Genomic DNA, 20,343 nt, shown 5'->3' with positions numbered 1-20,343 from the left:
CGAACTTGCTCTTTTTTATGACGTGTGCCCCTAAATTCTAGGAGGTAAAATCTTGAAACGACGTGTTTTGAAGTTCGGTGGTTCATCTGTCGCCGATTTTACAAAGATAAAAAATATTGCAGAAATGCTTAAACGCCGTGTAGATGACGGTGAACAACTTATTGTTGTCGTAAGTGCTATGGGCAAAACAACAGATCAATTAATGGAAAATGTTTCTCATCTTACAACAACTCCAAAAGATGAAGAACTTGCTCTATTATTAACAACTGGTGAACAACAAACAGTTTCTTATTTGTCGATGGTATTAAATGATATTGGCGTAAGTGCTAGAGCTATGACTGGATATCAAGCAGGTATCAAAACAGTAGGTCATCATTTAAAAAGTCGAATTGCAGAAATTAATCCTGAAACATTTAATAAGGAATTTAAAGACAAGGATGTTTTAGTTGTAGCAGGTTTCCAAGGAGTGAACGACGAATTAGAGTTAACTACACTTGGTCGTGGTGGTTCAGATACGACTGCTGTTGCATTAGCAGCTAGTAATCAAATCCCTTGTGAAATTTACACTGATGTTGATGGCGTTTATGCTACTGATCCAAGAATTTTGAGTGAGGCAAAACGTTTAGATTATGTGTCTTATGAAGAAATGATGGAAATGAGTGCTTTAGGTGCTGGTGTGTTAGAAACAAGAAGTGTAGAACTTGCTAAAAATTATGATATCCCCTTGTATTTAGGTAGAACGTTATCAAATGTGAAAGGAACATGGATTATGCCAAGAACAGAAATATTAGAAAAAAAAGCCGTAACTGGAGTTGCATTAGATACACATATGATGCATGTAACAATTAGTTACCCTCTTCCAGATAATCGCCTTCTAACTCAATTATTTACTGCTTTAGATGAAGGTTCAGTTAATGTGGATATGATTTCTCAAATCGTAAATGTTGAAGGTTTACAACTATCTTTTTCTATTAAAGATAGTGATGTACAACAAATTTCAAGTATCTTAGAGGAACTTTCTACAACATTTGATGCTTTAGATTATAAAATTAATGAAGCTTACGTCAAAATTTCGTTAATTGGTTCAGGAATGCGTGATATGTCTGGTGTAGCTTCAAAAGCATTTATTACGTTAATTAATTCTAATATTCCATTTTATCAAACAACAACTTCTGAAATTAGTATTTCTTATGTTATTGATGCAGAAAATGGAAATAAAGCGGTTGAAGTTCTATACGATGCTTTTGATATTTAAACTTAAGTTAAAATAAGTAATTCAAAATTCAATTAATATTTAAATGGAGTGATTCTTTTATGACAAGATTAGCAGTAGTTGGAGCAACAGGATTAGTCGGAACAAAAATGTTAGAAACAATTGATCGTAAACATATCCAATTTGATGAGTTGGTATTATTCTCATCAGCAAGATCAGCAGGTAAAGAAATTGAGTTTCAAGGGAAAACATATACAGTTCAAGAACTTACAGAAGAAGCAGCAAGTGAAAAATTTGATTACGTGCTAATGAGTGCAGGTGGCGGAACAAGTAAACAATTTGCCCCTATTTTCGAAAAAGCTGGAGCAATTGTTATTGATAATTCAAGTCAATGGCGTATGACAAACGATGTGGATTTAATTGTACCAGAAGTTAACCAACCAGAATTTAAACGTGGTATCATTGCTAATCCTAACTGCTCAACAATTCAGTCGGTCGTGCCACTTAAAGTTTTATACGATGCTTTTGGATTAAAACGTGTAGCTTATACAACATATCAAGCAGTTTCGGGTTCAGGGGTTAAAGGTAAGAGAGACTTAGCTGAAGGTGCGAATGGTAAAGCTCCAGAAGCTTATCCACATCCTATTTATAATAATGTTTTACCACATATTGATGTTTTTTTAGAAGATGGATATACAAAAGAAGAGCAAAAAATGATTGATGAAACACGAAAAATTTTAGGACAACCTGACTTACGTGTGACTGCAACATGTGCACGTGTACCTGTTCAAGATAGTCATAGCGTAGAAATTGATGTTACTCTTGATAAAGAGGCAACAGTTCAAGAAATTAAAGATTTATTTGAAAACGATAATCGTGTTGTTTTAGTAGACAATCCTGAAAATAATGAATATCCTTTAGCTATTAATTCAACAGGTAAAGATGAAGTGTTTGTAGGTAGAATTCGTCGTGATGACTCACTTGATAATACTTTCCATGTTTGGTGTACTTCAGATAACCTACTTAAAGGTGCAGCTTTAAATGCAGTTCAAGTGTTAGAACAAGTCATTAAATTAAAAGGAGCTAGATAATATGGCACATATTTTTGAAGGTGTAGGTGTAGCGCTTGCTACTCCATTTACTAATAATGAAGTTGACTATAAAGCATTAGAACGACATGTTCAATTTTTACTTGATAATAATGTTAAAGCAATTATTGTAAACGGCACTACAGCAGAGAGCCCTACTTTAACAGAAGAAGAGAAAGAAAAAGTACTTCAAGCGGTGATTAAACAAGTTAATCATCAAGTGGCTATTATCGCTGGAACTGGTACAAATAATACAGCTAAATCTATTCAAGCTTCATTACGTGCTAAAGAATTAGGTGTAGATGGTATTATGTTAATCACACCTTACTATAATAAAACGAATCAACGTGGCTTAATTAAACATTTTGAAACCATCGCGAATGAAGTTAAGTTACCTGTTGTTTTATATAATGTACCTTCAAGAACGAATATGACAATTGATCCTGAAACAGTCGAAACATTAAGTCATAATGATTACATTGTAGCTATTAAAGATGCTACAAATGACTTTAACTATTACGAAGAAGTGAAAAAACGTATTCATCAAGATGAATTTGCTTTTTACAGTGGTAATGATGATAATGTCGTAGAATTCTATAATCGTGGAGGTAATGGCGTAATTTCTGTCATTGCTAACGTTATTCCGAAAGAATTTCAAGCACTTTATGATGCTAAACAAAATGGGAAAGAAATTGAGAAAGACTTTGAACCGATAGGTCAATTGTTAGATGCACTTTCAGTTGATGTCAACCCTATTCCAATTAAAGCTCTAACAAGTCATTTAGGATTTGGAAATTATGAATTAAGATTACCTTTATTACCACTAGAGAAAGAAAAAGCAAATGTATTAGTGAATGCTTATAAAGCATTTAAAACGGAGGAATAAAAATGAAAATTTTACTCATTGGATATGGCACAATGAATCAACGCGTTGCCAGATTAGCAGAAGAAAAAGGTCATGAGATTGTTGGTACAATTGAGCCAGAAGAACATCAACATTCACCATATAAAGCTTATCATCATATTGCAGACGCACAAAATGAAGCCGATGTAGCGATCGACTTCTCTAATCCTAATCTATTATTACCTTTATTAGATGAAGAGTTTGAATTACCTTTAGTGATTGCTACTACTGGTGAAAAAGAAAAACTGATTCAAAAATTAGAACAATTAAGCGAACGTATGCCTGTTTTCTTCAGTGCAAATATGAGTTATGGCGTCCATGCATTAACTAAAATTCTAGAAGCAGCTGTTCCCCTTTTACAAGATTATGATATTGAGTTAACTGAAGCTCATCATAATAAAAAAGTGGATGCGCCAAGTGGCACACTCGTCAAACTTTATGATGTTATTAAAGAATTACGTGAAAATGTAACGCCTGTTTACGATCGACATGAGCGAACTGAAAAACGTGAAAAAGATGAAGTCGGTATTCATTCAGTTCGTGGCGGTACAATTGTAGGCGAACATGATGTTTTATTTGCTGGCACAGATGAAACAATTACCATTTCTCATAAAGCGCAATCTAAGGACATTTTTGCAAATGGCGCAATTACAGCTGCTGAAAAATTAAACACAAAATCAAATGGTTTCTATACATTTGACAACTTATAAAATAACTTAAGGAGACTCTAAACTATGGTACAACACTTATCTGCACAAGAAATTATTCAATATATTAGTGATGCTAAAAAATCAACACCATTAAAAGTATACGTAAATGGACAATTCAATGACGTCACTTTTCCTAATACATTTAAAGTATTCGGATCTGATGATTCAAAAGTAATATTTTGTGAAGCGGATGATTGGAAAACATTTTATGAAACCAATCAATCACATATTACTGACTTAGAAATTGAAATGGACCGTCGTAATTCTGCTATTCCTTTAAAAGACTTAACTAATACAAATGCACGTATTGAACCAGGTTCATTCATTCGTGAACAAGCTATTATCGAAGACGGTGCCGTTGTGATGATGGGAGCAACAATCAATATTGGCGCTGTTGTAGGTGAAGGTACTATGATTGATATGAATGCAACATTAGGTGGTCGTGCGACAACAGGTAAAAATGTTCATGTAGGTGCCGGTGCAGTATTAGCGGGCGTTATTGAGCCACCTAGTGCTTCTCCAGTAGTAATCGAAGATAATGTATTAATTGGCGCAAACGCAGTTATTCTAGAAGGTGTAAGAGTTGGCGAAGGCGCTATTGTAGCTGCTGGTGCTATCGTGACTCAAGATGTTCCTGCTGGTGCGGTTGTAGCTGGTACACCTGCTAAAGTCATTAAACAAACATCTGAAGTTCAAGACTCTAAACGAGAAATCGTTGCAGCGTTAAGAAAATTAAATGATTAATGACAAACTTGAATAATTGAATGCTAAAGGCTGGGACAACATGTTCTCAGCCTTTACGATTAAATAAATACATAAGTTGAATAATAAATGAATAAAGGATTGATTAAGATGAGCGAATTAGAATTTGTCACACAACATAGAAGACATTTACATCAACATCCAGAATTAAGTCTTCATGAATTTGAGACAACTCAATATATTACTCGATTTTTAGATGAATTAAATGTATCTTACGAGCAACCTCTTGAAACGGGTGCTATTGCATATTTAGAAGGTAATAGTGACCATACAATTGCATTTCGGGCAGACATTGATGCCCTACCCATTTTTGAAGAAAATAATGTCGATTATCGTAGTCAAACAGATAATGTGATGCATGCTTGTGGTCACGATGGTCATACAACAGCATTGATGTTATTTGTTAAACGATGTAAGGCGATGGCTGATCAACATCAATTACCTCATAATGTCGTGTTTATCTTCCAACCAGCTGAAGAAACAGGCGGTGGCGCAAATCGCTTAATTAAAGCCGGTGCTTTTAATCAATATCCTATTGAAGCAGTATTTGGCATTCATGTAAATCCTTTCGCTGACGAAGGACAAGTCGTGATACGCGATGAAGAAATTACAGCAAGTGCCACTGAATATCGTTTTTTCTTAAAAGGATTATCTAGTCATGTAGCTGATAAAGAGCAAGGTCATTCATGTGGCGAAGCACTGATTCATGTTTTAAATCAAGTTGGTCAAATACAGCAATATCATTTAAATGGACTAAAACGTAATATTGTTCATATGGGCCACTTTAATGCAGGTGAAGCAATTAATACGGTTCCTAGTAATGGTTATTTAGAAGGAACTATTCGTACTTATGATGCCACTGATTTAAATATCGTGAAAAATCAAATGAATAAAATTGCAAAAAGTGTGAAATTATTATTCAATGTTGATTGTGAAGTCAAATTTGAAGAAGGATATCCTGCTACAATGAATAGTCCTAAACTACGTCATATCGTTGAACAATCTATTCTATCTGCTAATTTAAAAGTTATTGAAAAGCCTCTGCCATTTTTATTCGGCGAAGACTTTAGTTTTTATGGCCAACAATTAGCACCGTCTTACTTTGCTTTTGTAGGAACTCGAAATGAAGATAAAGGCTTTATCACAGGCTTACATACATCGCATTTAAATTTTGACGAAAAAGTGCTTATTGATGTTGCCAATTACTATGAACAAATATTGAACCATTATGGAAAGGAGTAAATTAAATTGACAGCAGTTTGGTCAGTTGATTCAAAAATCTTTTTAAGAAATGCAACTAAAGTAAAGAATAATCAATCAATAATGGCAGTTGTAAAAAATAATGCTTATCATTATGGATTAGAGTTTGCAGTAAGAACATTTTTAGAAGCAGGTATCCATACATTTAGTACGACTTCCTTAAAAGAAGCAGTGAGAGTTCGTAAACTTGCACCTCATGCTACAATTTTTTTAATGAATGCAGTTTATGACTTTGATACAGTTCGAAATAATAATATTCAAATGACGCTTCCCTCTTTAGAATATTATTATCAGTACAAAAGTGAATTAAAAGATATTAATGTTCACTTAGAATTTGAAAATTTACTCCATCGTTCAGGTTTCAAAAATCTTGATGAAATTAAAGAAGTACTTCATCATCATGAAAATGATAATGGAAGTGAAATGAATATCGTTGGCCTATGGACACATTTTGGATATGCAGATGAATTTGATGTTCCAGAATATGGGATTGAACGTGAAGCATGGTTAAACGTCGTTAATACATTATTAAATGAAGGATACCAATTTGAACTTATCCATGCGCAAAATAGTGCGAGTTATTATCGTGAAGGACAACAACTTCTTCCCTATCATACACATGCACGTGTAGGTATCGCTTTATATGGTTCAAGACCATATAGCAAATTAGATGAACATGAGATTGAACAAGCCTTAACCGTAAAAGGAAATGTAATTCAAGTTCGTGAAGTAAATAAAGGTGATTATTGTGGTTATAGTTTTGCATTTGAAGCAACGCATGATCATACACATCTTGCAGTTGTTGATATTGGCTATGGTGATGGTATTTTAAAAAAACGTGCAACACACGAAGCATTAATTAATGGCAAACGTTACCCTATTCGAGCATTAATGATGAGTCATATGTTTGTTGAAGTCGATGATGATGTTCATGCACAAGATGAAGTGATACTATATAATAATGATATACGCATTGATGAATACACATTCAAAGGTGTTGGCGCTAATTCAGAACAACTTAGTGCGATGAATCACGATTCTCTTATAAAGGAGTTTAGATAAAATGTCAGTTAAATATAATGATTACGGTGAATTAACAATGGCGGGTACAAGTTTGAAAACACTAGCTCAAAGTTTTGGTACGCCTACCATTGTTTATGATGAAGATGAAATTCGCAATCAAATGCGTCGATTTCATAATGCTTTTCAAAAAAGTGGATTAAAATACAATATTTCATATGCTTCTAAAGCCTTTACTTGCATTCAAATGGTAAAGTTAGTTCAAGAAGAAAACTTACAATTAGATGTCGTATCTGAAGGCGAACTTTATACAGCATTAGAGGCTAAATTTGATCCTAGTCGCATCCACTTCCATGGCAATAATAAAACGAAACGTGAAATACAATATGCTTTAGAAAGTGGCGTTGGTTACTTTGTTATTGATTCTTTAGAAGAAATTGAATTAATCAATCGCTATGCAAGTGATAGAGTTAATGTTGTCATTCGTGTGAATCCTGGCGTAGAGGCTCATACCCATGAATTTATTCAAACTGGTCAAGAAGATAGTAAATTTGGTCTTTCAATTCGACATGGTCTTGCAATTCAAGCAGTTGAAAAAGTCAAAGCATCAAAACATCTTCATTTAAAAGGAATACATTTCCATGTAGGATCACAAATTGAGGGTACTGAAGCTATGATTGAAACAGCTAAAATTGTTTTAAATTGGCTTAACGAGCATCATATCCAAGTTGAATTACTTAACTTAGGTGGCGGTTTTGGTATTAAATATGTCGAAGGTGATGTAAGCTTCCCTATTGAAGAAGGTATTGCTGAAATTACAGATGCGATTAAATCTGAATCAGAAAAATTAAACTACGACGTTCCTGAAATTGGTATTGAACCAGGACGTTCAATTGTTGGCGAAGCGGGTATTACGTTATATGAAGTTGGAACAATTAAAGACATTCCTGAAGTAAATAAATATGTTTCTATTGATGGTGGTATGAGTGATCATATTAGAACTGCTTTATATGGAGCCAAATATCAAGCATTACTTGTAAATCGTCATGAGAAGGCAGACGAAACGGTAACTATTGCCGGAAAATTATGTGAATCTGGAGATATTATTATCCGAGATGCTATGTTACCTTCTTCTGTAAAACGTGGAGATTATTTAGCCATTTTATCTACTGGCGCATACCATTACTCTATGGCATCTAATTATAATCAAATGCAAAAACCACCTGTTTTCTTCTTAAAAGATGGAAAAGCACGTGAAGTTATCAAACGTCAATCATTACGTCAATTAATAATTAATGATACAAAATAAAATAACGAGAAAGTTTATATTTACCCGTTCAAGTTGCACCATAATAAAGAAGCCAGTAAAAGAGTTTTTAAAAACTCTTTTACTGGCTATTTTTTTTGAGATTTATGTCCCAGCCTCATTTATATATAAAAAACACCCTACATCTTGGTAAGGTGTTACTAAAGTCAATTTTTGCAATCTATAAATTATAGTTTAACAACGTTTGCAGCTTGAGGACCGCGATCGCCTTCAACTACTTCAAACTCAACTGATTGACCTTCTTCTAATGATTTATAACCTTCTTGGTTAATTGCTGAGAAGTGTACGAATACGTCGTTTTCTCCTTCAACTTCGATGAAGCCAAAACCTTTTTCAGCGTTAAACCATTTAACTGTACCTTGTTTCATAATTGTGAAACCTCCAAGACTAAAATTCATTCAATATGCATTATTCGCATATTACAAAAAATACGTGTTATAAATATGTATAAATAACAAAATGCTATCAATCAATATTACAGATATTCTTTGCAATATGGAATAAAACTATTGCTTGATAACTATTATATGTTAGTTTGAACTAAATTGCAATACAATTATAGAAAATTCTCTTTTAATTAATTTTTGGTAGATTATAATAAACTTCTTTATTATTTAAAACAATAAAACTATAAAATATTTGTAAATCTTCATCACAATCTTCACAAAAATTTAAATCACAATTATTATAAAATGCATAAATATTATATTTCCCAATAACATAATTATTATAATATTTTTTACTTTTTTTAATAATTGATTGATAATCTTCTAACATTTCTTCATAGTTACTATAATGATGTTGTTCTACGATTTTTTCTGTCCAGTCGCTAAATAACCACCATCCCTCGTAGTCAGCACGAATCTTTGCAACTGTCCACATGACTAAGTCCCCTCTCAAATTAAAACTCTAATAAATATTGTAACTTTTTTTTAGACGAATTCAAGCTTAAAGACTCCGTTCTTTTAATTGAGATAAAGATGATATGTATATTAATTATTAGTTTTTTGTAGGAAAAATACGTATAATATAATGTAGAGGTGATAATGATGCAACATAAACATATACAAGTATTTGGAACTGTCCAAGGTGTAGGGTTCCGTCATCATACTGAATTAATTGCAAAAAAACTTGATATATTTGGTACTGTTCAAAATGTTGAGGATTATGTAGATATATATGCTCAAGGTGACGAGGAACAAATAAAATCATTCATTGATAAAGTGATTGCTGGTGCTGCTCCTGCATCTTCAGTTTCTGATTATAGTATTGAAGATTTAGACGTAACAAATAGATACTCAGAATTTAAAACGATTTATTAAATAAAGGAAGATGAATATTGAGATATAACCTTTCTCGGCTTCTGGGTGTTTTAGTAGGAATTCCAATAGCTATTATCTCATGGGTGACAAGTGTATTTGGATTTGATTTATCCTTTATACTTGATGCCCTAATAGGTATTGGAATGTTTTTTGTATCTTATTTTCCTACTCAAAGATTGACATCCAAAAAATATTTAAATGAAATTGGATTATCACGTAGAGACTATCGTTTTGTTAATCAACAACTCAATCAATCACATAATAAAATTCGTAATATTTTAAAATCATATATTAATATCAGATCGATTAAAGATTTTCGTCAAATTAATGATATTTATAAAATTTCTAAGTCTATTCATTTTGCTGTTAAACAGAGACCTTCATCATTTTTCAAAGTAGAAAGTTTCTTTTATTCGCATATAGATAATGCACTAAATTTAATTGATGCATATACCCGTTTATCTAAAATGCCAAAAAAATCTGCTGAAGAAAAGCAAAAATTAGAGCAAACACGTATTACTTTAGATGAGGTGAAACGTACACTTATTGCAGATTTAAAAAGACTTAATGAAGATGATTATGAGCGTTTAGATATTGAAATGGAACTTAATCGGTTACAACACAAGCGATATAAAAAATACTAATTTAAAGTTAAGATAAGAATGGAGAGAATTTTTAAATGAATCAAAAAGACCAATTTATTAACTCACATCCATTAGATGATTATATAGATCATCAAACGCATGATGTTTCAACTCAAAATGTTAAGCAAGACTTTGAACAACAATTTAACGAACAAGATTTAAAAAAAATTGATTCAATTAGTCAACAAATCAAACCACTAGATAGTGAAGGCCTATTATCTTTTGGGACACATCTACAACAGAACATGTCTCAATTTTCACATCAAATGTTAGATGAAGTTCAATCGAAAGATGTGGGTCCTATTGGTGATACTTTAAATCAATTAATGTCTAAGTTAAGAGAAGTTAATCCTGATGACTTGAATCAAGACAATCAATCTAAACTTAAACGTTTATTTAGACGAACAAAAGCTTCAATAAATGAAGTATTTTCTAGAATGCAATCTGTAAGTTCACAAGTTGATAGAATCACCATTCAATTGGATAAGCATAAAGGAAATTTAACTAAAGATATTCAGTTACTCGATCATCTTTATGAACAAAATAAAGTATATTTTGATGATGTTTCTCTATACATTGCTGCTGCACAGCGTAAAAAACAAGAAATAAATGCTAATGAATTGCCTAAATTGCGTCAACATGCAGAACAATCTGGTAATCAAATGGATATTCAAAGTGTCGCTGATATGGAGCAATTTGTTGATCGATTAGATAAAAAAATTTATGACTTACAATTATCACGTCAAATTGCAATTCAAACAGCGCCGCAAATTCGTATGATTCAAAATGTGAATCAAGCATTAGCTGAAAAAATTCAAAGTTCTATTCTCACAAGTATTCCTTTATGGAAAAATCAGATGGCTATTGCCCTCACTTTAATGAGACAAAAAAATGCTGTAACAGCTCAGCGTGCAGTTACTGATACCACAAATGATTTACTTACACGAAATGCAGCCATGTTAAAACAAAATGCAATTGAAACGGCTACTGAAAATGAACGTGGTATCGTAGATATTGAAACGCTTAAAGCGACTCAAAATGACATCATTGAAACGATTGAACAAACACTGCAAATTCAATATAATGGACGTCAAAAACGTCAACAAGCTGAAAGAGAATTATCACAACTCGAGAATGAATTAAAAGAACATTTACTTACTATGAAAAAAGAATAGATAAAATTAAAACACCGATTGCTCTCATTTAAAGAAGTAACCGGTGTTTAGTATATCTATTCCTTTTGATAAACAATATACGATTGATTTATAAACTTAGATACGATATACCCTATTATGATTGAAATGATAGCTATAGGTAACCATTCTAAAGAATATTGCTTAAGGGGTAAATGATTTATAACATTTAATTTTATTAAACCTAATGTATTTATTGTACTTACAATTGAAACAAGACTAACAATAATAATAGGTATTTGTTGCGCAATAGGTTTAGTTGGAATAAAACGCGCAAGTAAAATTAAAATAATCATAGTAATGGCTACAGGATAAATAATACTTAACACAGGAACAGACATGTTTATAACAGAATTTAATCCTAAATTAGCCAATATAAAACTGATAATTGTAAAACCTATAACATATACCTTATAACTAATTTTTGAAAATATACTATAAAAGTATTGACTCACAGATACAATAAGTCCACAAGCTGTAGTTAAACAAGCTAAAGCAACAATGATACCTAGTAAGTATTTTCCTAGAATACCAAAGCCGTTTGTAGCCATGGTAGTAAGTAAATAAGTTCCTATATTTTGATTTTTAGCCATTAGAGATGTAATCGTATTTTGACTTATTCCCATATGATTACCAATATAGCCTAAAGAAACATATATAAAAATTAATGCTAAAGCGGCAATAAATCCAGCTATAACTGTTTGTTTAAATATTTGATTGGTGTGTTTAACTCCTGTTGCTTTAATGGCATTAACCACAATCATTGAAAATGCAATTGCTGCAATTGCATCCATTGTTAAATACCCTTCAATAAAGCCGTGTGAAAAACTTTCTATATTTGAAGAATATATCTCTGGATTTCCATGAGATGAACTGTGTCCCTTATAATCTACAAATCCTTTAATAATCATGGCCAAAATTGTAATTAATAATAAAGGAGTTAATAAAGATCCAATTCGATCTACTATTTTACCAGGATTAATACATAAATATAAAACAACAATAAAATAAATAAATGTAAAAATGAATAAAGACATATTACTATTTGAATGCGTAATGGGTGTAATAGTCATTTCAAAAGACGTAGATGCAGTACGTGGTATAGCAAATAGAGGTCCAATGGTTAAATAAATAATAATGAGAAAGATAACTGAAAATCTCGGTGACAGTTTATTAAAGGCACCAATATATCCTTGTTTATCAAGTGCCCCAACGACTACTCCAAGTAATGGTAAGCCTATTCCAGTCAAACAAAAAGCTAAAATTGCTGGCCAGAAATAGGCACCACTTTCTTGTCCTAAATTAGGAGGAAAAATTAGATTACCTGCGCCAAAAAACATAGCAAATAGCGTAAAGCCGATAATCCAAGTATGTTTATTCATAGAATTGCTCCTTTTTATGTATATGTTTGCAATATTTAACATTCTAGCACAAAAAGAATTGACAAGTCTATGTATGTCACAAAAATTTGAATATTATAAATCAATATACAGTTTAATTATTAGAAAGATTTTAATAATAATTTTTTTAGCAATGGTGATAAGTGACTCGGTAAATTTTCAACACCTTCTACAAATAATGCAAATTGTCCATAAATATTATGAATGGTTTCTTCAATATCTTCAGTAATAGGATCTTGGCTTAAAAAGACATTAAATACTTCGATTCCAAATTTACGCGCCATTTCCACAGCTTCATACGTATCTAAAATACCGTCTTGAGCATAGTTATACGCTGAAGGTTCCCCATCTGAAAAGATAATTAAGAAACGTTGTTGATGACTTCTTCTTAATAAACGTTCACTTGCAATTCGTATAGCTACGCCATCTCTATTATCATCTTGAGGATGTAATGACATAATGCGTGGTCCGCTTTTTTCCATGATTGAACGATCGTAATGAACGATTTCATCAATGATATTGGGTTGTTTTCGATCATCAGAGTCAAAAGCATCTTCATTAAAAGCAAGTATCTCATGTTTAACGTTGAGTGCTTTTAATGTTTCATGAAATAATACGACGCCTTTAATCGTTTCTTCCATTTTATCAAACATACTAGCAGATACATCAATCAGTAATGTAAAAGTCGCATCGAATGTTTTACTAAGGTCTTGTTTTTTATAAAACAATTTATATTGATCATCAATAAACCAATTGGTTAAATCACGTTGAAGACGACCTTTAGTCAAATTATGACGTTCGTCAACATGTTCTCTATCGATGGTTTTCTTTATAATCTGAATTAAATCTTTAGTTTCAAATTGTACTTCATTTTTAACTTGCTGGTAGCTTGAAATATACTCTGGCTCTATATCAGGTACTTTCCATTCTATTTCGACATTTTCATTAATACCACGTAAAGCAAATGATGGATTAGAACCTATAGAACCGCCTTCATCACGATCAAGTGCATGATTAGAGCCACGTCCTTTTTTCGTCATCATATCTGTCATATCATCAGTTGAATCACCTTCACGTGCAGTGTCGTTATCACTCATAACATCACTATTTTCACCTTCATGTAATTCCATTTCAAGATAAGCGCCACCTTCAGATTTACTATCTTGAGCGTTTGTTTCAGCTTCGGCTGATGTAGTGTCAGTTTCTTCGTTTGTATTATCTTGGCCATCAACATTACTTGCATCCATACGTTTAATATCCTCGTAAGACATTTCGTGAATAGCTTCATATACTTTTCTAGGAAGATGATAATATTCATTTAACATATCATGTGATAACATTTCATCGATTTGGAACATGATACGTTGGGCAAGATACATATTATCTTCAGATGATTCATTTTGGAAAAAATCAGGTAAATATTGAAACATGTGATTTAATATGTCATCTAATTGTGGATGTATCGTGGGTATATCAAAGAAGTTTTGACTTAAAAATGCGCGCTCTAAATATAAGAAAAGTAAATCTGTATATACCGTTTTTGTTTTATAGAATTTAATTTGTGATTCCGTATAAGATAATCGAGTTTTCACTCTTAAATCAATTTGTTTAGCAGTGCTAGGTCGCTCCTCTTTAATAAAATTAAAAACGCGCATATCTTCTAGCAATCTAAAGAGTTGATGATAAAATTTAGAATGGCTAAATTCATTATCATGAAGAACTTCATTTACGATAGCTTCGTCCATCATTTTATAACCATATGCAGCGAGCATGACATCTGTTTTTAACCCTGCACTTTCAATATCTTTTGGACGATGAGACCAAAACCAACTTGTAATTAAAGTATTATTAATAGGATCATAATAAGGGAACTTTTGAATTTTTACTTTAGTTTGTTCGTTTTTCAGTAGTAAGCGCGCTAAATCTTGTAACATCATGACTTGCTTAGCATCTAGCTGCTCATCATTAAATTTTATAAAACGATCACTCATAATAATCCCTCTCTAAAAGTTTAGTTCGATTGCATTTCTGATGGCTTGCTGTTCGCGTTCATCTTCAAGTTTATCGATAATTGTACGCTGAATTGCTCTCTCTATTGGCATAACTGTAATTAAGTCACTTAAGTCAATTAACGCACGAATACTAGCTGCTTCTTCTGAAATTTGTCCTTGTTTTGACATTGTACGTAAGTCTTCATTAAATTTAATGATTTTTTTAATTATATCATCATCTTGAAGCTGGCTTTGTTGTTTAATGACATCTTTAAGAATGTCTCCTCCAATGTAATCAACTTGTATGACAATAAAGCGGTTTTTTAATGCTTCATTCATTGGTAATGTACCAACATAGCCTTCATTTATCGCAGCAATTACATTGAAACCAGGGGCTGCTTTAATTACTTCTCCAGTAAATGGATTGGTTAACTGACGTCTATAGTCTAATACGCCATTTAAAATAGGTAATGTTTCAGGTTTAGCCATATTGATTTCATCAATATATAAGATATGACCTTCTCGCATGGCTTTTATAACTGGGCCGTCAATAAAAATAATTTCTTGTTGACCTTGTTCATTTGTTTTTATTGTTTTAAAACCTAATAAGCTCTCTGCGTCTAAATCAACAGAACAGTTAACTTGATGCATCGGCGTTTGGACTACTTCACTTAAAGTTTCAGCTAATCGTGTTTTACCAGAGCCTGTAGGGCCTTTTAATAAAATATTTTTATTTAAATTAAACAATGCTTGTGCATCATTGAATACAGATTGATCTGAATTGATATAATGATTATTTGGCATTTTAATATTCTCCTTTATAAGATGAAAAAATAGACCGAGAGCGTGTATAAATGTATAGATATTGGTACATCACTCTGAGTCTTAATTTAATCGTTATCTTTTAGAAATTGAATGTATTTAAACTTCTTTAAAATAATCTTTGTAATAACCACCTACTAGACCAGAGTTATCAATGATTTGATAATATTCTTCAGTTTCATTGATGACATCATATTGCTTTCCAATAGTAAGCATATCTGATACTGTGAATTTTTTTGCATCAGTATTAACTACCATCACTTGTTTAATTGGTGTGCGTGATTTCCAATCTTCATGTAACATTGCCATTTTAAATCCTCCAATAAAATGAATTATATTATTTTTTTTCTAAAGTATATATGAAAGAGATGCCGCTACCTTCAGTAATGCGTAACGATTGAGCATCACCTTGATTTAATATTTGATAAGGAATACCAATTTCATCCAGTTCTTTTCGTGCATGTTCAAAGTCTTCAGTTGAATTTGTACTGAATTCAATTTGTTCCACAATTCCTTCTTCTTTTAATTCAACTTGTTCATTAGATTGATATAAATGAATTTCTCCACCAAGTCCACCATCTCCGATTTTAAATACCTGGACAGTTTGATCAGGAAATTCAGTAGATTCATATTCAGCATAATGCGTTAAATTAAATACATTTTTAAAGATAGAAGTTGTAACCAATAATTCGTTTACTTTAATAATTACTGGTCCCAACCCTTGAATTTGGTGAAGAGGATTAACAGCACTTTCAAAAGTAGGTGTGCCTAATCCAATACCAACATTCAGTTCATTAGAATAGATATCAAAAATTTGATGATTATCATCTTTAAAATTAAAGTGCTGATTACCGTTTAATTCAGTGATTGAACTAAATTGAATATTATTTTTTTCTAATATTTGTTGATATTCTTCTAAACCAGCATTCGATGGTGTTCTTAATCCCACGCTTGATATATGTACATTTCTATAATTAGGATTAGGAACTTCTACAAAGTGAAGTCTTGTACCAGGATTTAATTCAGCATCACCAAAACGTAATGCCTGTCTTTTTGTTGCAACATTAAGACCTAAAATATTATGAAATAAATTCTGTGTTTTTGAGAGATCACTTGTTCCAATCGTAACACTTCTTAGTCCACTCATTCATCGACACTCCCATTTATATATCTTTTCTTAAACATTATAACGTATTTTATATATGAATAATATGTTGAACGCTTAAATAAGAGTATTGTTTTTTATTATAAAATATACATAAATAAAAATATTATAAATGATTAAAGTTTGTATAATAAATAACATATATATAAGATAATATATATGTTATACCCCTCCCCTACCTTGTTTTATAAAGGTAGGGGGGTATATCATAGGTTATTTAATTGTCTAAAAACAAACTTGATAAATTATATAAAGTTCGTTTTTAACTTATTGTAGTTTTAATAATTATTATTTTTTAATAGATTCTTTTGTAATACTCTTAAGAATATTTGCTGTTTTTTGTCCAAATATAATACTTAATTTATCATTTTTATACATGTTAGCATCTGCTTTGGAAAAGTCATAAATGGATAATGAGGGATGCGCTTCTCTGCTATTTTTTATATTCTCATTATTAGAATACATTTACGTTATCTTCTTTTATTTCTATATTACATATTTATTTTTAACTAATGATAATATCGAAATATTCTAGCGTAATTTTTTTAATGCTAATATAACTAAAACTTAAAAAGAGTAGAATAAATTCATTATGAACTTATTCTACTCTTTATCAATTTATGATTAAGATTTCAATATATTTAGCGCTTTAATAAATGAAATTAAGATTCTAATAATAAGTCTTCTGGGCTCTCGATCAGCTCTTTAATTGTTTTTAAGAATCCAACTGCTTCTTTGCCATCAATAATTCTATGGTCATAGCTTAATGCAATGTACATCATTGGTCTGTTCTCGATTGTATCTTTATCAATAGCAATTGGACGAGTGATAATTGAATGCATACCTAAGATAGCAGCTTGATTACCATTAATAATTGGTGTACTCATCATAGAACCAAATACACCACCATTAGTGATTGTAAATGAACCATTTACCATATCATCTAATCCAAGTTTTTTATCACGTGCTTTTACTGCTAAATCTGCAATTGATTTTTCTAGTTCAGCAAAGTTTTTCTTATCACAATCTCTAACGAATGGTACTAATAATCCATCATCTGTTGAAACAGCAATACCAATATCATAGTATTGTTTAGTAATCATATCGTCTCCATCAATTTCAGCATTAACTTCTGGATATTTTTTGAGTGCTGCTACTGCTGCCTTAGTAAAGAATGACATAAATCCTAATTTAGTGCCGTCATGATCTTTAATAAATTGTTCTTTTTTACGTTTTCTTAATTCCATTACATTTGTCATATCAACTTCATTAAATGTTGTGAGCATTGCGGTATTATTAGATACTTCTAATAATTTTTTTGCAGCTGTTTTCTTTCTTCTAGACATTTTTTCACGAATCACTGGTTTATTAGGCGTATTAGCAGTTGATTTTTTAGATGTTTCTTGTTGTGAATTAGGTTGAGTATTTTGATTAGATTGACTTGTTTTTTGACGATTATCAACATCTTCTTTTCTTATCACATCGCTACCTTTTCCAGCTACTTCATTTAAATCAATACCATTTTTACGAGCATGACGACGTGCTGATGGCGTTGCATTCACTCTTTTATTATTGATTGATTCTGAGTCGTCATTTGAACTTGTATCGCTACCTTGTGCTTCAGTAGAAGTGCGTGGTGTTGAATGATTAGTTTCTGCAGAATCTGTTTTTATGTTTTCATTTTCAGAAGTTGAATCGTTATTTTGTGATTTGCTTGAACTACTTGTACTACCTTTACCTTCACCGACAATTGCAATAGCTTGGCCCACTTCTACAGTGTCGCCTTCAGATGCAAGTTGTTCTTGAAGTATACCATCTTCTTCAGATACAACTTCAACATTCACTTTGTCAGTTTCTAATTCAAGAATAGCGTCTCCTTTTTCAACATTATCCCCTATGTTTTTTAGCCACTCTGCAACTGTACCTTCTGTAATTGATTCTGCTAATTCTGGAACTTTTACCTCTGCCATTATATTTCCCCCTAGTTATTTTTGACACTATTTTCAATAATTTTATGTTGAACAAGTTTGTGAATTTCTCCATCACCTTCGGCAGGTGCTGCACGTTGTATTCTACCCTGATAACTTAAATTATATTGATGTCCAACAATAGATTTAAGATATGGGTAAACAAATAACCATGCGCCTTGGTTTTTAGGTTCTTCTTGAACCCAAGCAACAGATTCTAAATTTGGTAATTCTTCTAAAGCTTTTTTAATGTCTTCCTCTGGGAAAGGATATAATCTTTCCACAGCAATAAGTTGTATATTTTCATTAGGTTCTTTTGCTAATGTTTCTTTTAAATCAATAAACATTTTTCCAGAAGCTAAAATGACTTTTGTTACTTTAGCTTTTTGAGCATCTTCAACAATAATTGGTTTGAAACTGCCAGTTGTAAATTCACTAATTGGCTTAGCCACTGTTTTATTTCTTAACAAACTCTTAGGTGACATCACAATTAATGGTCTCATCGCTTCAGTATTTAAACTTTTAGCTTGTGCACGTAATAAATGGAAGTAGTTACTAGAACTTGATAGATTGACCACTGTACTATTATTTTCAGCCGCCAGTTGTAAGAATCTTTCTAAACGTGCTGATGAATGTTCAGGACCTTGACCTTCAAAAGCGTGTGGTAAGAATAAAGTTAGACCACTACGCTCGCCCCATTTGGCTCTGGCAGATGACATAAAATTATCAAAAATCATTTGTGCCATATTTGAAAAATCTCCATATTGGGCTTCCCAAATATTCATACTATTTTTATTTTCAACATTATATCCATATTCAAAGCCTACGACTGCAGCTTCTGATAATGGACTGTTATGCACTTCAAATGTTGCTTTTTGATTTGGTACATGGTGAAGCGGTGTATACGTATTGCCATTGTCTTCATCATGTAGTACAGCATGTCTGTGACTGAATGTGCCACGTTCACTATCTTGACCTGTCAAACGAATTGATATGCCATCTTGAACAATTGTTGCAAAAGCTAATTGTTCTGCTTGAGCCCAATCAACTAGGCCATTTTCATTTTCAAAAGGTTCTCTACGTTTTTCTAATACTTTATTTAATTTTCTAAATACCTGGAAATCTTCAGGATAGTTCAACATTGCATCATTAATTTCTTTCAAATGTTCAAAGCTAAACTCTTTTTTATCACTTTGTAAAGGTAACTGAAGCGATTCAGGTTTATTCATTACAGTACTATTCATTTTATCTGATTTATCAATTTTATCTTGAGCAGTACGCATTTCTTTTTGTACAGAATCAATGATTTCAGACATTTGTTCTTTCGTTAAAATACCTTCATCTACAAGTTTATTTCCATAAATCACTTCAACTGAATCATGCTGTCTAATATTGTGATATAACGTTGGATTTGTAATAGATGGTTCATCCATCTCGTTATGTCCATATCGACGATAACCTACTAAATCAATGACAAAGTCTTTATGGAATTCTTTTCTAAATTCCATAGCAATATCAATTGCTTCAATTGTCGCTTCTACATCATCTGCATTCA

General features: G+C 31.8%; 21 protein-coding genes. 11 read left to right on the top strand and 10 right to left on the bottom strand.

Annotated elements, in window-relative coordinates; all coding sequences use genetic code 11:
* Positions 1-49 precede the first annotated feature (49 nt).
* From HMPREF2930_RS03965 to lysA, 8 genes are all read left to right on the top strand, one after another.
* Entirely contained in the window at positions 50-1,255 is a 1,206-nt protein-coding gene (locus HMPREF2930_RS03965; protein ID WP_170999967.1) for an aspartate kinase, read from the top strand.
* A gap of 59 nt (positions 1,256-1,314) precedes the next feature.
* Complete coding sequence (locus HMPREF2930_RS03960; RefSeq protein WP_017174705.1) at positions 1,315-2,304, top strand: aspartate-semialdehyde dehydrogenase; 990 nt, start codon at positions 1,315-1,317, stop codon at positions 2,302-2,304.
* Between the two features lies 1 nt (position 2,305).
* Positions 2,306-3,187, top strand: a complete 882-nt coding sequence (gene dapA, locus HMPREF2930_RS03955; protein ID WP_017174706.1) for a 4-hydroxy-tetrahydrodipicolinate synthase — start codon at positions 2,306-2,308, stop codon at positions 3,185-3,187.
* 2 nt (positions 3,188-3,189) lie between these two features.
* Positions 3,190-3,915 (top strand): 4-hydroxy-tetrahydrodipicolinate reductase, encoded by a 726-nt coding sequence (gene dapB / locus HMPREF2930_RS03950; protein WP_017174707.1) that lies wholly within the window; start codon positions 3,190-3,192, stop codon positions 3,913-3,915.
* Positions 3,916-3,939: 24 nt separating this feature from the next.
* Positions 3,940-4,659: a 2,3,4,5-tetrahydropyridine-2,6-dicarboxylate N-acetyltransferase gene (gene dapD, locus HMPREF2930_RS03945; RefSeq protein WP_002449858.1), complete on the top strand. Its 720-nt coding sequence runs from the start codon at positions 3,940-3,942 to the stop codon at positions 4,657-4,659.
* Positions 4,660-4,767: 108 nt separating this feature from the next.
* The gene (locus HMPREF2930_RS03940) at positions 4,768-5,919 is read left to right on the top strand and encodes an amidohydrolase (protein ID WP_019835541.1); all 1,152 of its coding nucleotides are present in this window, start codon (positions 4,768-4,770) and stop codon (positions 5,917-5,919) included.
* A gap of 6 nt (positions 5,920-5,925) precedes the next feature.
* Positions 5,926-6,999 carry an alanine racemase gene (locus HMPREF2930_RS03935; RefSeq protein WP_017174710.1) on the top strand — a complete coding sequence of 358 codons (1,074 nt, stop codon included), beginning with the start codon at positions 5,926-5,928 and terminating at the stop codon, positions 6,997-6,999.
* A 1-nt stretch (position 7,000) separates the two neighbouring features.
* Positions 7,001-8,266 carry a diaminopimelate decarboxylase gene (gene lysA, locus HMPREF2930_RS03930; protein ID WP_019835542.1) on the top strand — a complete coding sequence of 422 codons (1,266 nt, stop codon included), beginning with the start codon at positions 7,001-7,003 and terminating at the stop codon, positions 8,264-8,266.
* Between the two features lie 185 nt (positions 8,267-8,451).
* Here the strand turns inward: lysA and cspA are convergent, their stop codons facing one another.
* Together cspA and msaA are read right to left on the bottom strand one after the other, a co-directional pair.
* Positions 8,452-8,652, bottom strand: a complete 201-nt coding sequence (cspA, locus tag HMPREF2930_RS03925) for a cold shock protein CspA (protein ID WP_001831260.1) — start codon at positions 8,650-8,652, stop codon at positions 8,452-8,454.
* A 205-nt stretch (positions 8,653-8,857) separates the two neighbouring features.
* Entirely contained in the window at positions 8,858-9,166 is a 309-nt protein-coding gene (msaA, locus tag HMPREF2930_RS03920) for a regulatory protein MsaA (RefSeq protein ID WP_017176340.1), read from the bottom strand.
* 167 nt (positions 9,167-9,333) lie between these two features.
* On the opposite strand from msaA, the gene HMPREF2930_RS03915 reads away from it, so the two are divergent.
* Genes HMPREF2930_RS03915 through HMPREF2930_RS03905 form a run of 3 tightly spaced genes read left to right on the top strand, consistent with a single transcriptional unit; the run spans position 9,334 to position 11,425 of the window.
* Complete coding sequence (locus HMPREF2930_RS03915) at positions 9,334-9,606, top strand: acylphosphatase (protein ID WP_037541019.1); 273 nt, start codon at positions 9,334-9,336, stop codon at positions 9,604-9,606.
* Positions 9,607-9,623: 17 nt separating this feature from the next.
* Positions 9,624-10,250 carry a 5-bromo-4-chloroindolyl phosphate hydrolysis family protein gene (locus tag HMPREF2930_RS03910; RefSeq protein WP_017176338.1) on the top strand — a complete coding sequence of 209 codons (627 nt, stop codon included), beginning with the start codon at positions 9,624-9,626 and terminating at the stop codon, positions 10,248-10,250.
* 35 nt (positions 10,251-10,285) lie between these two features.
* Positions 10,286-11,425, top strand: coding sequence for a toxic anion resistance protein (locus tag HMPREF2930_RS03905; RefSeq protein WP_037541020.1), 1,140 nt, complete (start codon positions 10,286-10,288; stop codon positions 11,423-11,425).
* Positions 11,426-11,481: 56 nt separating this feature from the next.
* On the opposite strand, the gene brnQ is transcribed toward HMPREF2930_RS03905, so the two are convergent.
* The 8 genes from brnQ to HMPREF2930_RS03870 all read right to left on the bottom strand — a co-directional run.
* The gene (gene brnQ, locus HMPREF2930_RS03900) at positions 11,482-12,825 is read right to left on the bottom strand and encodes a branched-chain amino acid-like transporter carrier protein BrnQ3 (RefSeq protein WP_037541021.1); all 1,344 of its coding nucleotides are present in this window, start codon (positions 12,823-12,825) and stop codon (positions 11,482-11,484) included.
* A 119-nt stretch (positions 12,826-12,944) separates the two neighbouring features.
* Positions 12,945-14,834, bottom strand: coding sequence for a vWA domain-containing protein (locus HMPREF2930_RS03895; protein ID WP_017176335.1), 1,890 nt, complete (start codon positions 14,832-14,834; stop codon positions 12,945-12,947).
* 12 nt (positions 14,835-14,846) lie between these two features.
* A complete protein-coding gene (locus HMPREF2930_RS03890) occupies positions 14,847-15,638 on the bottom strand; it encodes an ATP-binding protein (protein ID WP_017176334.1) in 792 nt (263 codons plus the stop codon).
* Between the two features lie 117 nt (positions 15,639-15,755).
* A complete protein-coding gene (locus HMPREF2930_RS03885; protein WP_025987180.1) occupies positions 15,756-15,959 on the bottom strand; it encodes a DUF6501 family protein in 204 nt (67 codons plus the stop codon).
* 34 nt (positions 15,960-15,993) lie between these two features.
* Entirely contained in the window at positions 15,994-16,803 is an 810-nt protein-coding gene (locus HMPREF2930_RS03880; protein WP_017176332.1) for a VOC family protein, read from the bottom strand.
* 306 nt (positions 16,804-17,109) lie between these two features.
* Positions 17,110-17,286, bottom strand: coding sequence for a hypothetical protein (locus tag HMPREF2930_RS11520; RefSeq protein WP_017176331.1), 177 nt, complete (start codon positions 17,284-17,286; stop codon positions 17,110-17,112).
* A 197-nt stretch (positions 17,287-17,483) separates the two neighbouring features.
* The gene (gene odhB, locus HMPREF2930_RS03875; RefSeq protein ID WP_017176330.1) at positions 17,484-18,791 is read right to left on the bottom strand and encodes a 2-oxoglutarate dehydrogenase complex dihydrolipoyllysine-residue succinyltransferase; all 1,308 of its coding nucleotides are present in this window, start codon (positions 18,789-18,791) and stop codon (positions 17,484-17,486) included.
* Positions 18,792-18,802: 11 nt separating this feature from the next.
* Positions 18,803-20,343 (bottom strand): thiamine pyrophosphate-dependent enzyme (locus HMPREF2930_RS03870; protein ID WP_256278343.1); only part of this gene is annotated, 1,541 nt, incomplete at its 5' end.

Origin of the sequence: Staphylococcus sp. HMSC068C09 (assembly GCF_001813735.1) — a bacterium.
Lineage (GTDB): Bacteria > Bacillota > Bacilli > Staphylococcales > Staphylococcaceae > Staphylococcus > Staphylococcus hominis.
This window is presented reverse-complemented; position numbering and strand designations above follow the sequence as displayed.

Bases quoted from the DNA above. Each gene is read 5' to 3' on its own strand.
- HMPREF2930_RS11520 (WP_017176331.1), bottom strand. From the start codon at position 17,286: ATGTATTCTAATAATGAGAATATAAAAAATAGCAGAGAAGCGCATCCC.
- HMPREF2930_RS03880 (WP_017176332.1), bottom strand. From the start codon at position 16,803: ATGAGTGGACTAAGAAGTGTTACGATTGGAACAAGTGATCTCTCAAAA.
- dapA (WP_017174706.1), top strand. From the start codon at position 2,306: ATGGCACATATTTTTGAAGGTGTAGGTGTAGCGCTTGCTACTCCATTT.
- HMPREF2930_RS03905 (WP_037541020.1), top strand. From the start codon at position 10,286: ATGAATCAAAAAGACCAATTTATTAACTCACATCCATTAGATGATTAT.
- HMPREF2930_RS03940 (WP_019835541.1), top strand. From the start codon at position 4,768: ATGAGCGAATTAGAATTTGTCACACAACATAGAAGACATTTACATCAA.
- HMPREF2930_RS03895 (WP_017176335.1), bottom strand. From the start codon at position 14,834: ATGAGTGATCGTTTTATAAAATTTAATGATGAGCAGCTAGATGCTAAG.
- HMPREF2930_RS03890 (WP_017176334.1), bottom strand. From the start codon at position 15,638: ATGCCAAATAATCATTATATCAATTCAGATCAATCTGTATTCAATGAT.
- lysA (WP_019835542.1), top strand. From the start codon at position 7,001: ATGTCAGTTAAATATAATGATTACGGTGAATTAACAATGGCGGGTACA.
- msaA (WP_017176340.1), bottom strand. From the start codon at position 9,166: ATGTGGACAGTTGCAAAGATTCGTGCTGACTACGAGGGATGGTGGTTA.
- odhB (WP_017176330.1), bottom strand. From the start codon at position 18,791: ATGGCAGAGGTAAAAGTTCCAGAATTAGCAGAATCAATTACAGAAGGT.
- dapB (WP_017174707.1), top strand. From the start codon at position 3,190: ATGAAAATTTTACTCATTGGATATGGCACAATGAATCAACGCGTTGCC.
- HMPREF2930_RS03885 (WP_025987180.1), bottom strand. From the start codon at position 15,959: ATGTTACATGAAGATTGGAAATCACGCACACCAATTAAACAAGTGATG.
- cspA (WP_001831260.1), bottom strand. From the start codon at position 8,652: ATGAAACAAGGTACAGTTAAATGGTTTAACGCTGAAAAAGGTTTTGGC.
- dapD (WP_002449858.1), top strand. From the start codon at position 3,940: ATGGTACAACACTTATCTGCACAAGAAATTATTCAATATATTAGTGAT.
- brnQ (WP_037541021.1), bottom strand. From the start codon at position 12,825: ATGAATAAACATACTTGGATTATCGGCTTTACGCTATTTGCTATGTTT.
- HMPREF2930_RS03915 (WP_037541019.1), top strand. From the start codon at position 9,334: ATGCAACATAAACATATACAAGTATTTGGAACTGTCCAAGGTGTAGGG.
- HMPREF2930_RS03960 (WP_017174705.1), top strand. From the start codon at position 1,315: ATGACAAGATTAGCAGTAGTTGGAGCAACAGGATTAGTCGGAACAAAA.